Annotated in this window: 13 protein-coding genes; 12 read left to right on the forward strand and 1 reads right to left on the reverse strand. The window is 73.6% G+C overall.

Translation table 11 applies throughout. The annotated features are described in order from the left end of the window. The first annotated feature begins 119 nt into the window (after positions 1–119). From G448_RS0100890 to G448_RS0100905, 4 genes are all read left to right on the forward strand, one after another. Positions 120–539 (forward strand): YraN family protein, encoded by a 420-nt coding sequence (locus tag G448_RS0100890; RefSeq protein ID WP_245572133.1) that lies wholly within the window; start codon positions 120–122, stop codon positions 537–539. Beyond that, entirely contained in the window at positions 536–2107 is a 1572-nt protein-coding gene (locus tag G448_RS0100895; protein ID WP_026406430.1) for a YifB family Mg chelatase-like AAA ATPase, read from the forward strand. The genes G448_RS0100890 and G448_RS0100895 overlap by 4 nt, the downstream gene beginning before the upstream one ends. 170 nt (positions 2108–2277) lie before the next feature. Continuing rightward, positions 2278–3624, forward strand: coding sequence for a DNA-processing protein DprA (locus tag G448_RS0100900; protein WP_425393634.1), 1347 nt, complete (start codon positions 2278–2280; stop codon positions 3622–3624). 105 nt (positions 3625–3729) lie between these two features. Further along, positions 3730–4737, forward strand: coding sequence for a tyrosine recombinase XerC (locus G448_RS0100905; protein WP_026406432.1), 1008 nt, complete (start codon positions 3730–3732; stop codon positions 4735–4737). Between the two features lie 124 nt (positions 4738–4861). Here G448_RS0100905 and G448_RS0100910 read toward each other — a convergent pair whose 3' ends face one another. Beyond that, positions 4862–5434, reverse strand: coding sequence for a M23 family metallopeptidase (locus G448_RS0100910; RefSeq protein WP_245572122.1), 573 nt, complete (start codon positions 5432–5434; stop codon positions 4862–4864). Between the two features lie 663 nt (positions 5435–6097). Between G448_RS0100910 and rpsB the strand changes: the two genes are divergently transcribed. The 8 genes from rpsB (at position 6098) to G448_RS0100950 (ending at position 13010) form a co-directional block, all read left to right on the forward strand. Next, a complete protein-coding gene (gene rpsB / locus G448_RS0100915) occupies positions 6098–6973 on the forward strand; it encodes a 30S ribosomal protein S2 (protein WP_026406434.1) in 876 nt (291 codons plus the stop codon). A 103-nt stretch (positions 6974–7076) separates the two neighbouring features. Then, on the forward strand, positions 7077–7916 hold the full coding sequence (gene tsf / locus G448_RS0100920; RefSeq protein ID WP_026406435.1) for a translation elongation factor Ts: 840 nt from the start codon (positions 7077–7079) through the stop codon (positions 7914–7916). Positions 7917–8071: 155 nt separating this feature from the next. Continuing rightward, positions 8072–8641, forward strand: coding sequence for a hypothetical protein (locus G448_RS0100925; protein WP_026406436.1), 570 nt, complete (start codon positions 8072–8074; stop codon positions 8639–8641). 103 nt (positions 8642–8744) lie between these two features. Beyond that, complete coding sequence (gene pyrH, locus G448_RS0100930; RefSeq protein WP_026406437.1) at positions 8745–9500, forward strand: UMP kinase; 756 nt, start codon at positions 8745–8747, stop codon at positions 9498–9500. 63 nt (positions 9501–9563) lie between these two features. Further along, positions 9564–10121: a ribosome recycling factor gene (gene frr, locus G448_RS0100935; RefSeq protein WP_026406438.1), complete on the forward strand. Its 558-nt coding sequence runs from the start codon at positions 9564–9566 to the stop codon at positions 10119–10121. Between the two features lie 57 nt (positions 10122–10178). Next, positions 10179–11108, forward strand: coding sequence for a phosphatidate cytidylyltransferase (locus G448_RS0100940; RefSeq protein WP_034494002.1), 930 nt, complete (start codon positions 10179–10181; stop codon positions 11106–11108). A gap of 130 nt (positions 11109–11238) precedes the next feature. Beyond that, positions 11239–12468: a dual-specificity RNA methyltransferase RlmN gene (rlmN, locus tag G448_RS0100945; RefSeq protein ID WP_051268505.1), complete on the forward strand. Its 1230-nt coding sequence runs from the start codon at positions 11239–11241 to the stop codon at positions 12466–12468. Then, entirely contained in the window at positions 12465–13010 is a 546-nt protein-coding gene (locus G448_RS0100950) for a DivIVA domain-containing protein (RefSeq protein ID WP_026406441.1), read from the forward strand. Before rlmN ends, G448_RS0100950 begins: the two co-directional genes overlap by 4 nt. The last annotated feature ends 96 nt before the right edge of the window (positions 13011–13106 follow it).

Consider the following 13106-nt stretch of genomic DNA (forward strand, 5'->3'; position numbering starts at 1 on the left):
TCATGTTGTAGGGCTCCACCGCACTTCTCGCGCCGGACGCCTCCACCATGCTCGAGGACGTCGTTCGCGCGGTCCGCCGCCGCCCGCGCATTCTGGTGGCGGAGGTGATCCCCGTGATCATGACAACGTCTACGACCCGCGGGTCCGCGGAGGCGCTCGGCCGCCCGGCGGTCGGCCGGCGCGGCGAGGACATCGCCGCCCGGTATCTCGGCGACCACGGCTGGCGGGTCCTGGACCGCAACTGGCGCCTCAGCGACGGCCTGCGCGGCGAGCTCGATCTTGTGGCCCTGGAGCCCGCCGCCGACCGTCCACCGACCCTCGTGGTGGTCGAGGTCAAGACCCGCACGGGCCTGAGCGCCGGGCCGCCCGCGGCGGCCGTCGACACGGCCAAGCTCGGTCGCCTGCGCGTGCTCGCGGCGGCCTGGGCGGCGCAGCACCCCGTCCCCCACGAGCGCATCCGCCTCGATGTGGTCTCGGTGCTCCTGCGCCGGGGCCTGCCCGCCGAGCTGCGCCATCACCGCGGGGTGGGCGTGTCATGAGCCTGGCGCGCACCCTGGCCGTGACCCTCACCGGCCTGGAGGGCCATCTCGTGGACGTCGAGGCCCACTCGAGCCAGGGCCTGCCCGGCTTCACCCTCGTGGGGCTCCCCGACGCCGCCGTGCGCGAGTCGCGCGAGCGCGTACGCGCGGCACTGACCACCTGCGGCGTCACATGGGGCGAGCAGCGGCTGACGGTCAACCTGTCTCCGGCCGATCTGCGCAAGACCGGCACCGGGTTCGACCTGGCCCTGGCCCTGGCCGTTCTCGGCGCCCGCGCGCTGCTGCCCGGTGGCGCCCTGGCGGTGCTGGACCGCACCGTCTACATCGGCGAGCTCGGACTGGACGGCTCCGTCCATCCCGTGCGCGGCATCCTGCCGGCCGTGCGCACCGCCGTCGAGGCCGGTGTGCCCGACGTCGTCGTGGCCGCCTCCGCCGCCTGCGAGGCCGCCCTCGTCCCGGGGGCCCGCGTGCGCGCGGTCGACCACATCGGCGAGCTCGTCGAGGACTACGGAGGAGAACTGCCTCCCCGCGCCCGCGCGGTCGTCGAGCGCGCCCACCGGCGCTCCGAGCAGACCCGCGGCCCGCGGCGCCGCCCGACGGGCTCCGCCCCCGATCTCGCCGACGTCGTCGGGCAGCCCGAGGCCCGCCATGCACTTGAGGTCGCCGCCGCGGGCGGCCACCATCTTCTTCTCGTGGGTCCGCCCGGCGCGGGCAAGACCATGCTGGCCGAGCGACTGCCCTCCGTCCTGCCGCCGCTGGACGCGGAGGATGCCGCGACCGTCACCTCCCTGCACTCCCTGGCGGGCGCCTTCGACCCGGAGGCCGGCCTGCTGACCACGCCGCCCCTACGAGCCCCGCACCACACCGCGACCAGGGCGGCGGTCGTCGGGGGCGGCAGCGGCTCGCCCCGGCCGGGCGACGTCTCGCTGGCCCACCGCGGGGTGCTCTTCCTCGACGAGGCGCCGGAGTTCCCCAGCGGCGTCCTGGACTGCCTGCGTCAGCCCCTGGAGACCGGCTCGGTCACCATCGACCGGGTCGGCGGACGGGCCGCCTTCCCCGCCGCCTTCCAACTCGTCCTGGCGGCGAACCCCTGCCCCTGCGGCAAGAGCGGGGGCCGCGGGCTGGAATGCACCTGCACGTCCCTGCAGCGCAGACGCTACTTCTCGCGGCTGTCGGGCCCGCTCCTGGATCGCATCGACATCCAGGTCGAGGTCGCGGCCGTCACGGCTCAGGACCTGGCGGTGGGCGCCGTGGGCGAATCGAGCCGGGACGTCGCCGCGCGCGTGCAGCGGGCGCGTGCGCGCGCGGCCCATCGGCTGGCGAGCACTCCCTGGCGGCTCATGGGGCAGGTGCCGGGGTCCTGGCTGCGCTCGCCCTCCTCCGGAATGGACGCCGCCCTGCTGGCACCGCTCATGGCCGCCCTGGACCACGGCGACCTCACCCTTCGCGGCGTCGACAGGGTGCTGCGCCTGTCCTGGACCCTGGCGGACCTCGCCGGCCGCCCGGCTCCCACGACCGCCGACCTCGGCGGCGCCCTGGCCCTGCGCATGAGAGGAGCGCGACTGTGAACCCGACCGGTACCGCGGACGCGGCGGGCTCGACCGTCCCGGCGGGTTCGGCCGACTCGACCGATCCGGTCGGCCCGACGGGCGCGGGTCCCGCCCCCGCGCCGTCGTCGGGGGCCCCGGTGCCCTCCGTCCCGGAATCCCCTCGTGCGGCCGATCCCTCATCCGACCGGGTGCGGGGGAGGAGCGGGCCGCCCGCCGGAGCCCGCCCGCGGCGCCGCACGCTGCCCCACCCCATCGGGAACGAGGCCCTGGCCCGAGCCACCTGGTCCCGCCTGGCCGAGCCCGCCGATCGCGCCGCATGCGCCCTGGTCGGCGCCCTGGGCGCCACCGGGGCTCTCGCCTGGCTCCTCGACGAGGCTCTGGACTCCGACGGGAGGGTGCTGCCCGCGCCGCGCCCGCCCGTGCCCGTCCGGGGCGACGCCGCCCGGGCTCGCGCGGCCTGGAGCCGGGCGGTCGCACGATGGGCGCCCAGGCTCACCGGTCTGGACATCCGTCGCGAGCTCGACGCCCTGGAGCGGCTCGGCGGCAGTCTCGTCCTGCCCTCCGACCCGTGGTGGCCCGCCGGTCTGGACGATCTTGAGCACCCGCCCCACTGCCTGTGGGTCCGCGGCGACCCCGCGCTGCTGTCATCGGACGGCCCCCATGACGGGGCGCCGCCCTCCCGGGCCGCTGCCGGGGCCGCTGGGGCCCGGCGCGCCCGAGCCGATCTCGTCGCCGCGGGCCCCGGCGCCGGGCGGTCCCTGGCCCTGGTCGGATCGAGAGCCTCCACCGATTACGGGGAGCGCGTCGCCGCCCGAATCGCCTCCGAGGTGACGGCCCGGGGCGCCGTCGTCGTCTCCGGCGGGGCCTTCGGCATCGACGCCGCGGCCCTGCGCGGAGCCCTGCACGCCGGCCCGACGCTGTCCGTGAGCGCCGGAGGGGTGGACCGGCTCTACCCGGCGGCGAATGCCGATCTGCTGTCGGCCGTCATCGGCACCGGCGCTCTCGTGGCCGAGGTCCCCCCGGGATGCCAGCCCGGACGGCATCGCTTCCTGACGCGCAACCGTCTCATCGCGGCCATGAGCGGGGCGACCGTCGTCGTCGAGGCCGCCTGGCGCTCCGGGGCCCTGTCCACGGCCCGGCACGCGCGCGACCTCGGCCGCGGCCTCGGCGCGGTGCCCGGCCCGGTCACCTCCATGGAGTCAGTCGGCTGCCACCGGCTGCTGCGCAACGGCGCCGTGTGCGTCACCGACGCCGACGACGCCCTCGAGCTCATCGCCCCTCTGGGAGAGATCGATCCCGAGGCGACCCGTGCGGCCGCCGCCGGCCAGGCCGGCTCCGGGCTTCTCGACGGCCTGTCGGAGGAGGCCTCCGCGGTGATCGACGCCCTTCCCGCCCGGGGTTCGGCGAGGGTCGAGACGCTGACCCGAGCGGCGGGCCTCTCGGAGCAGGAGGTCGTCTCGGCGCTGGGGCTGCTCGAGCTCTCCGGACGCGTCCAGCGCGACGGGCCGCGCTGGCGCCGACGCCCCGTGCCGTGAGAGCCGCGGGCGGGTGCGATGGCGGGCGTCGCTGGGAAACGGCGAGAGTCGCCGTGCGAGTGCTCGTGGGAGCCGCGTCGATGGGCGGATCGCTAGTCTGTCCTCATGAGCGAACCGGTCCGGCCGCGCACCCGCGGCGAGCTGAGCGACGCGTGGTTCCGCCACCTCGCTCTTCAACGGGGCCTGTCCGAGCACACCGTGCGCGCCTACGTCGCCGACGTCGAGGACCTGCTCACCTTCCTCGGCGTGGGCGCCGACGCCGATGAGCCGGTCGGCCCCGCGCTGGCCAGCCTCGACCTGGCCGATCTGCGCGCGTGGCTGGCGCGGATGTCCGCCTCCGGCAGCGCCCGGGCCACCATCGCGCGTCGCTCGGCGGCGGTGAGGGCCTTCTCCGCCTGGGCCCACCGCGGCGCCCTGCTCACCGCCGACGTCGCCGTCCGACTGCGCTCGCCCCGGGCGGACAACCGGCTGCCGGCGGTCCTGACCGAGGAGCAGGCCGAGGCGCTCCTGACGGCGGCCGCGCGTCGAGTCGATGAGGCCTCCGAGGCCTCCGCGCTCGCGGAGGGCGGTGCCGCACGAGGGGAGGACGCGCGCAAGAGCATCGCGCGGCGGGCCATCGCTCTGCGCGACGTCGCGCTCCTGGAGCTCCTGTACGCCACCGGCGTGCGCGTCTCGGAGCTGTGCGGTCTCGACGTCGCCGACCTGGATCGCTCCCGCCGCACCCTGCGCGTGCTGGGCAAGGGGGGGGATGAGCGCACCGTGCCCTACGGGGCCCCCGCATCCCGGGCGCTTGAGCACTGGCTCTCCGTACGCGGCCGGATCGCGGCCGGCGCCGCCGGCGGGGCGCTCTTCGTCGGCGTGCGCGGCCGGCGCCTCGATCCCCGTGCGGCCCGCGACGTCGTCCACCGGGCGGCCGCGCTCGCGGGTGTGCCCGACCTCGGCCCGCACGGACTGCGGCACTCGGCCGCCACCCACGTCCTGAACGGGGGGGCGGACCTGCGCAGTGTCCAGGAGCTGCTCGGCCACTCCTCCCTGTCCACCACGCAGCGCTACACCCACGTATCGACCGAGCGCCTGCGGGCCGTGTACGCCCAGGCGTTCCCGCGGGCGTGAGCGGTTGGTGCGCGACGGTGCGGCGGCCGGCTCCCCGCCCGCTGTCGTGGAGCTCGCCGGGGGACGCCCGGACCCGGAGGTGCTCGGCCGTACCCGTACGACCTCGTGCGCTCGGCGGTGCTCATCACCCGGCCCTCAGAGGCTTGAGACGGATGACGGCGGGCCGCAGGAGGCGCAACGGGTTGATGTAGGCCTTCGGCCCTGTGCGCGCCCCCCAGTGGAGCGCGTCCGCCCCGTCGGAGCGGTGCCCCGCTCGAAGCGTGCCGATGGTCTGGCCCCGCGCGACGACGTCACCGGTCGCGACCGAGGCCTCGACCGGCTCGTAGGTGGTGCGGACGCCATCGGCGTGATCGATGGAGACCACCGGCCGGCCCGCGACCACGCCCGCGAAGGCCACGGTCCCGTCCCCCGCCGCGAGCACCGGCGAGCCCGCCGGAAGGGCCAGATCCACGCCCCGATGCCCCGAGCCCCAGACCACCGCCGGAGGGTCGAAGCCCTGGAGCACATCCGCGGGGGCGCCGGTCGGCCACCCGTAGAGGGAGCGGGGAGCAGGATTCCGCGGATCCGCGGCGCTCAGGGTCGCCGAGGACGCGGCGTCCATCACCGTCACGTCGGCCGTTGCCGCCGTTACGGTCGCCGCGGCCGGCGGCGGTCCTGCGGCCAGTGGCGCCAGCAGGCTCAGGGCAGTGCCCAGCACGAGGGACCGGTGGCGGTGCTCGCGCGAGGACGCGCGCGGGCGCCGGCAGGGGCACGGACACGGGGAGGACGGGCGCACGGGGCTCATGCTCACCAGGCTGCTCCGGGCGCCCGGTCGGCGCACCCGAGGGCGTTGAGCCCTGTGGGCCGTGATTCGGCGCGGGGACTGGTGGAGCCCGGCGAGGTGATGGGAATGACATTCCCGCGCCTCCGGATCCTCTCATTTCGGCGCGGAATCGCGCCAAACACTGTGGTAGCCTCGCGTTCGCAGTCGCCTGTGGCCCGCTCGCACCGATTCGTCAAACCGATCGATCGTCGCTGGTTGATGTCGATCGGCATTCCGTCGGTTCCACGCTGACCGTGGGTGGCTGACTTCGCGTGCTCGCGTCCGCGCCCATCGGCTCACCCCGATCCGGGTGCGGGCTTCCTTTCGGGCGTCGCGGTCGAGGTCCTGAACCGCCCAGGCGGAGAGGGTGACCGCGCGTCGCGAGCACCAGGCCCCATCCACCCGGCCCCTCCGGGGCGGAGCCGCGGCCCGCCGTGCGGGCCCACCGGTCAAAGGGGAAGAACCATCAATACCGGGGCGTCGTCCACGACGGCGGACAACCGCCCCACGACTCATAGCGGGCCCGGCAACCTCCGGGTCGCGCGCGAAAGGACCGACATGGCGATTGTCACCATGCGTCAACTCCTCGAGAGCGGTGTCCACTTCGGCCACCAGACCCGCCGCTGGAACCCGAAGATGAAGCGCTTCATCCTCACCGAGCGCAACGGCATCTACGTCATCGACCTCCAGCAGACCGTCGAGGGCATCAACACCGCCTACGACTTCGTCAAGGAGATCGTCGCCCGCGGTGGCAGCATCCTGTTCGTCGGTACCAAGAAGCAGGCGCAGGCCGCCGTGGCCGAGCAGGCCCAGCGCGTCGGCATGCCCTACGTGAGCCAGCGCTGGCTCGGCGGCATGCTCACCAACTTCTCCACCGTGCGCGCCCGCCTGGACCGCATGAAGGAGCTCGAGCAGATCGACTTCGACGACGTGGCCGGGTCCGGCCGCACGAAGAAGGAGCTGCTCATGATGCGCCGTGAGAAGGACAAGCTCGTCAAGACCCTCGGCGGTATTCGCGACATGAGCAGGCTGCCGGCCGCGGTGTGGGTCGTCGATACCAAGAAGGAGCACCTGGCGATCTCCGAGGCCCGGAAGCTGAACATCCCCGTCGTCGCCATCCTCGACACCAACTGCGACCCCGACGAGGTCACCTACGGCGTCCCCGGCAACGACGACGCCATCCGCGCCGTCAGCCTGCTGACCCGCGTCATCGCCGACGCCGCGGCCGAGGGCCTCGTGGCCCGCTCCGCCGGCCGCGCCCGCACGGGCGCCGAGGCCGAGGTCGCCGCGACCGACGCCGAGCCGCTGCCCGAGTGGGAGGCCGCCCTCCTCGCCGGTGCCGAGGCGGAGCAGACCGAGCAGGCCGTTGTCGAGCAGGTCGAGCAGACCGCCGAGCCGGGCGAGCAGACGGCCGGCGCCGCCCAGCAGGCCTGAGCGCCCCGCCCCGGCAGCCCGACCGGCCCAGCGGGGCGCGGCGGGACCCGGCCGGACCCAGTCAGACACACTCCAGTCAGTACAGGAGACACAGGAGACATCCATGGCGAACTACACCACCGCCGACATCAAGGCGCTGCGCGAGAAGACCGGCGCCGGCATGCTCGACGTCAAGAAGGCCCTCGACGAGGCCGACGGCGACGCCGAGAAGGCCATTGAGATCATCCGCGTCAAGGGGCTGAAGGGCATCGCCAAGCGCGAGGGCCGCTCGGCCACGGCCGGCCTCATCGCCGCCAAGGTCGTCGAGGACGGCGGCTCCCAGGTCGGGGTCCTGGTCGAGGTCAACGCGGAGACCGACTTCGTGGCCAAGAACGAGAAGTTCATCGACTTCGCCGCCAAGGTCCTCGACGCGGCCATCGCCTCCGGCGCCCAGACCGCCGAGGAGCTCGCCGAGGCCGCGGCCGACGGCGGCAGCGTCAAGGAGCTGACCGACTCCATGCAGGCCGTCATCGGGGAGAAGATCGTCGTGCGCCGCGTCGCCCGCCTGGCGGCCCCGAGGGTCGACACCTATCTGCACCGCACCAACCCCGACCTGCCCGCCCAGGTCGCGGTGCTCGTCGGCACCGACGAGGCGGCCGCGGAGGTGGCCCACGACATCGCGATGCACATCGCCGCCTACTCGCCGCTCTACCTCGCCCGCGAGGACGTCCCGGAGGAGACGGTCGCCAAGGAGCGCGCCATCGCCGAGGAGACGACCCGCGCCGAGGGCAAGCCCGAGAAGGCCGTCCCCAGGATCGTCGAGGGCCGGCTGAACGGCTACTTCAAGGAGAACTGCCTCGTCGACCAGCCCTACGCCAAGGACCCCAAGACCACGGTCGGCAAGGTCGTGGGAGCCACCGGCGGCGAGCTGACCGGCTTCGTCCGCTTCCGCGTCGGCGCCTGAGCGCCCGGCCTCCCGCGCCGTCGCGAGGCGACCCGCCGGCGACTCCGCCATCACTCGAGGGCCCCGCGAGCACCCGCTCGCGGGGCCCTCGCGGGGTTCCGCCCGGGCGGGGCCGCCCGTCGACGCGACCGGGGGCGCGCTGGCATGCTGTGGACGTGAGCACGTCCACCAGCACCCGGGCCGGGGATGTCCCCGGTTCGGCGAACGGGACCAGGATCGTCCTGCGGCCCTCGGGCGACAGGTGCGTCGGCGGCGGCTGCCTGGTCGCGCTGCCCATCGTCATCCTGCCGACGGCCATCGGCTCCGTCGTGGCTCGCGGCGGGCGGATGCCGGACCTCCTCGCCCTGCCGATCCTCGCGCTCATCGTGATGCTGATGGTCGGGCTGGCGATCCTGCCCTCGCACGTGGTCATCGACTCCGGCGGCTTCCATCGGCGGGGGATCCTCCTCCGCAAGGACCTCCCCTGGCCGGTCATGCCCTCCCGGCTCGTGCTGCGCGAGCGCACGGAGTCCAGCGGCCGCGGCCGCCGCAGGGTCCTGAGAGTCGTTCTCGACCCGAGATCAATGACGCCGCAGCCCTGGCCGCCATGTTCGACGACGGGCCCGCGGACGGCGCCGCGCATGCTGGCGCCCGATCCTGAGACGGGCTCCGGTTCCGGAAGGCTCGGTCGGCGCGCCGGGACCGGGGGACCGCCGCGCGCGGAGGCGCCGGACGCCGGGTCGTGACTGCGTCGACAACGAGTGCGGGCGCGACAGCGGGTAGGCTCGCTCCCGGCGCGCCTGCCGCCTTGCTATGTATCGTCGGACGCACATTCAGGAGACATGACTTATGACCGCTCAGCCGCTGCCCTGCACGACCCCGGCGACTCCGGTCGAGCACCCGCGCCGCGTCCTGCTGAAGCTCTCCGGAGAGGTGTTCGGCGGGGGAGCGGTGGGCCTGGACCCCGACGTCGTCTCCGACGCCGCTCGGCAGATCGCCGAGGCGGTGCTCTCCGGGGTGCAGGTGGCCGTCGTCGTCGGCGGGGGCAACTTCTTCCGCGGCGCCGAGCTCTCCCAGCGCGGCATGGCCCGCGACCGCGCCGACTACATGGGCATGCTCGGCACCGTCATGAACGCCCTGGCGCTGCAGGACTTCATCGAGAAGGCCGGGGTGCCGGCGCGCGTCCAGTCCGCGATCGCCATGACCCAGGTCGCCGAGCCCTACGTCCCGCTGCGCGCCATCCGCCACCTGGAGAAGGGGCGGGTCGTCGTCTTCGGCGCCGGGGCGGGGCTGCCCTACTTCTCCACCGACACCGTCTCCGCCCAGCGGGCGCTGGAGACCCGCTGCGACGAGCTCCTCGTGGGCAAGAACGGCGTCGACGGCGTCTACACCGCCGACCCGCGCACGGACCCGACGGCCCGACTTCTCGACCGCCTGACCTACGAGCGCGCCCTGGCCGACGGGCTCAAGGTCGTCGACGCCTCCGCCTTCGCCCTGTGCCGCGACAACGGCCTGACCATGCGCGTCTTCGGCATGGGCGAGGGCGGTGGCATCACTCGCGCGCTCCTCGGTGAGCAGATCGGTACCCTCGTCACACAGGACTGAGCCGGCGCCCGGCCAGCACCGCCCACTACTCGAGAACCACCAGCCACCACCGGAGGAACCACCATGATCGACGATGTCATGCTCGATGCCGAGGACAAGATGGACAAGGCCCTCGACGCCGCCAAGCACGAGCTCGCAGCCATCCGCACCGGTCGCGCCAACCCCGCCATGTTCACCCCGCTTCTGGTCGACTACTACGGAGCCCCGACCCCGCTCCAGCAGCTCGCCTCCATCACCATTCCCGAGGCCCGCACGGTGATCATCAGCCCCTTCGACCGCTCCGCGATGAAGGCCATCACCACCGCCATCCGCGAGTCCGACCTCGGCGTCAACCCGACCGACGACGGCACGGTCATCCGCGTGTCCCTGCCCGCCCTGACGGAGGAGCGGCGCAGGGACTACGTCAAGCTCGCCCGCAGCCGCGCCGAGGAGTCCCGCGTTCAGGTGCGCGGCATCCGCGGTCGCTCCAAGAAGGAGCTCGAGGCCATCAAGAAGGGCGGAGAGGCCGGCGAGGACGATGTTATGCGCGCCGAGTCCGAGCTCGACGCCCTGACCAAGCGCTTCGTCGATGCCATCGACGAAGCGCTGTCCGCCAAGGAGGCCGAGCTCCTCGACGTCTGAGCCCGCGCCGCCCGACCGTTTTCGCAGACCGACGAGAACACGCGCCCCGTGACCTTGCTGAGCACGCTGCTGACCCCGCCGCCGACGCGCAACCGCCCCCCTCTGCCCGCCACCGGGCGGGCGGGGCGGAATCTCCCCGCCGCCGTCGGGGTCGCGGTCGTCCTGATCGGCGCAGTCCTGGCCTCCCTGTTCTTCTACAAGATCCTGTTCGTCGGGGTGGTGGTCATCGCCGTCTGCGGGGCCCTGTGGGAGCTCGCCGGGGCCTTCGCGCGCAAGGGCATACGCCTGCCCATGGCCCCCCTGTGGCTCGGCTCCCTCGGAATGGCCGTGTGCGCCTGGACCATCGGCGCCGAGGCTGCCCTCGGGGCCTACCTCGCCACGGCGGGATCCTGCGTGCTGTGGTGCTTCATGGACCAGGCGGAGGCCGAGTCCGGCACCGACCTCGAGGCCCCCGATCACATGGTCCCGCGCACGGATGAGCACGACGCCGCACGACGATCCCGCTCCGTGGAGGCCTCCGCCTCCGTCTTCGCCGCGACCTACCTGCCGTTCCTGGCCAGCTTCGCCGTGCTGGTCACGGCTCAGGATCACGGGGTCGGCAAGGTTCTCATGCTCATCGCCCTGCCTGTGGCCAATGACACCGGCGGTTGGTTGGCGGGCATCACCCTCGGCCGGCACCCCATGGCGCCGAGCGTCTCGCCCAAGAAGTCCTGGGAGGGCTTCGCCGGCTCCATGATCGCCACCGTGTGCACTGGTGCCGGCTGCCTGTGGGCCCTGGGCGGGCCCTGGTGGGCGGGCGCGGCCCTGGGCGCCGCCATCGTCGTCGTCTCGACCTTGGGCGACCTGGGCGAGTCCCTTCTCAAGCGGGATCTCGGCCTGAAGGACATGGGCACGCTCCTGCCCGGGCATGGCGGTCTCATGGATCGACTCGACTCGATCCTCGTGGCCGCGCCCGTCGTCTACGTCTTCTCCCTGCTTATTCGATAGTTTGTCCTATAGATCATCCGACGGCCCGACCGACCGACTCGGTCGACCGGGGCCGGCCGGTACCGCCACCTCATTCCTGAGAGGAGCACTGAACCAAGTGAGATCCGTATCGCGGCCCGCTCCCGTCGTCATCGGGCGCGGTCCGACGGCCCCAGGGCCGTCTTCGGGATCACGCCGGGTTCAGGTGCGCCCCACCGACCAGCCCCCCGAGGGCGCCACCAGTCCTGACGCGCGCCCCCGCCTGTCCTTCGCGGTGCCCCCGGCACGGGGGAGGGCCCCCCGGCACCTGGCGGATCTCGACCTGGCGGGCCGCAGGGCCGCCGTCGGGGAGGCGGGCCTGCCCGCCTTCCGGGCCGACCAGCTCTCGCGCCACTACTTCACCCGCTTCACGCGCGATGCCGCCGACATGACCGATCTGCCCGCCGACGGGCGCGACCGGCTGGTCGCCGACCTGCTGCCCGACCTCATCCGCGAGGTGCGCGCGCTCCGGGCCGACGGCGGCCGCACCGTCAAGCACCTGTGGGAGCTGCACGACGGGGTGCGCGTGGAGTCGGTCCTCATGCGCTACCGGGACCGCACCACCCTGTGCGTGTCCTCTCAGGCCGGCTGCGGCATGGCCTGCCCCTTCTGCGCCACCGGTCAGATGGGACTCACCCGCAACCTGTCGGCCGCCGAGATCGTCGAGCAGGTGCGCCGCGCCGCGCGGGCCTCGGCCGCAGGCGCCCTCACCGGCGGCCCCGCCCGCCTGTCCAACGTCGTCTTCATGGGCATGGGCGAGCCGATGATCAACTACAAGAACGTCGTCGCCGCCCTGCACCGGCTCATCGATCCGCCTCCCGAGGGCTTCGGGCTGTCCGCCCGCGCGATCACCGTCTCCACGGTCGGCCTGGTGCCCCTGATCCGCAGGCTCGCCACCGAGGGCATGCCCGTGACGCTGGCGGTGTCCCTGCACGCCCCCGACGACGAGTTGCGGGACGAGCTCATCCCCGTCAACTCCAAGTGGAAGGTGGGCGAGCTCCTCGACGCCGCCCATGACTACTTCCGATCCACCGGGCGACGCGTCTCGATCGAGTACGCCCTCATCAGGAACATGAACGATCACGCCTGGCGCGCTCAGCGCCTGGCGGACGAGTTGTGCGCCCGCGGCCGCGGGTGGGCGCACGTCAACCCCATTCCGCTCAACCCGACGCCGGGCTCCATCTGGACCTGCTCGGAACCGGACGTGCAGAACCTCTTCGTCGACACGCTGCGGCGCGCCGGCATCACGACGACGGTGCGGGATACTCGCGGTAGTGACATCGACGGCGCCTGCGGTCAGTTGGCCGCTGAGGTGCTCCACCAGGAAAGGGCCAGGACATGAGCGACATGTTCCCCAGGGCGGGCCTGTTCCGGCAGGGTTACCGCCGCGAGCAGGTCGAGGGCTATTTCGCGACCGCTCACGAGATCTACGACGCCGGCGAGCTCGACGAGATGGATTCCGAGGGCGTGCGCACCGTCGCCTTCGACATCGTGCGCGGCGGCTACAAGCCCGCCGCCGTCGATGCCGCCCTGGATCGGCTCGAGGCCGCCTTCCTGCAGCGGCGTCGGGCCGACTTCGTGGCCGAGAGGGGGCGCAAGGCCTGGATGGAGGAGGTCGCCCAGCTGGCCACCACCCTCTACCCGCGGCTGCTGCGGCCCCACGGGTCGCGCTTCGCCTCGGCTCACAAGCACGGGTACTCCAAGGTCGAGGTCGATCGGCTCATGGACCGCGTCGCCTCCTACTTCGACGCCGCTACCGCGCTGTCCTCCATCGAGGTGCGCACCGCCACCTTCTCGGCCGCGAGGAAGGACGCCGCCTACGACGAGAGGAGCGTGGACCGCTATCTCGCCCGCGTCGTCGAGGTCCTGCTGTCCGTCGAGTGAGGCGAGGCGGTGGGAGCGGTCCGCGGACCCGCGACGGCGCCGCGCTCGCCGTGTCCGCCAGAAGCCCCGGCAGACGCTCCGGGAGTCCAGGAAGGA

This window comes from Actinomyces gerencseriae DSM 6844 (genome assembly GCF_000429265.1).
GTDB classification, from domain to species: domain Bacteria; phylum Actinomycetota; class Actinomycetes; order Actinomycetales; family Actinomycetaceae; genus Actinomyces; species Actinomyces gerencseriae.

What these genes read in the sequence shown, in the direction of transcription:
- G448_RS0100890 (WP_245572133.1), top strand. Translation starts at nt 120, where the DNA reads ATGACAACGTCTACGACCCGCGGGTCCGCGGAGGCGCTCGGCCGCCCG.
- G448_RS0100895 (WP_026406430.1), top strand. Translation starts at nt 536, where the DNA reads ATGAGCCTGGCGCGCACCCTGGCCGTGACCCTCACCGGCCTGGAGGGC.
- G448_RS0100905 (WP_026406432.1), top strand. Translation starts at nt 3,730, where the DNA reads ATGAGCGAACCGGTCCGGCCGCGCACCCGCGGCGAGCTGAGCGACGCG.
- rpsB (WP_026406434.1), top strand. Translation starts at nt 6,098, where the DNA reads ATGGCGATTGTCACCATGCGTCAACTCCTCGAGAGCGGTGTCCACTTC.
- tsf (WP_026406435.1), top strand. Translation starts at nt 7,077, where the DNA reads ATGGCGAACTACACCACCGCCGACATCAAGGCGCTGCGCGAGAAGACC.
- pyrH (WP_026406437.1), top strand. Translation starts at nt 8,745, where the DNA reads ATGACCGCTCAGCCGCTGCCCTGCACGACCCCGGCGACTCCGGTCGAG.
- frr (WP_026406438.1), top strand. Translation starts at nt 9,564, where the DNA reads ATGATCGACGATGTCATGCTCGATGCCGAGGACAAGATGGACAAGGCC.
- G448_RS0100950 (WP_026406441.1), top strand. Translation starts at nt 12,465, where the DNA reads ATGAGCGACATGTTCCCCAGGGCGGGCCTGTTCCGGCAGGGTTACCGC.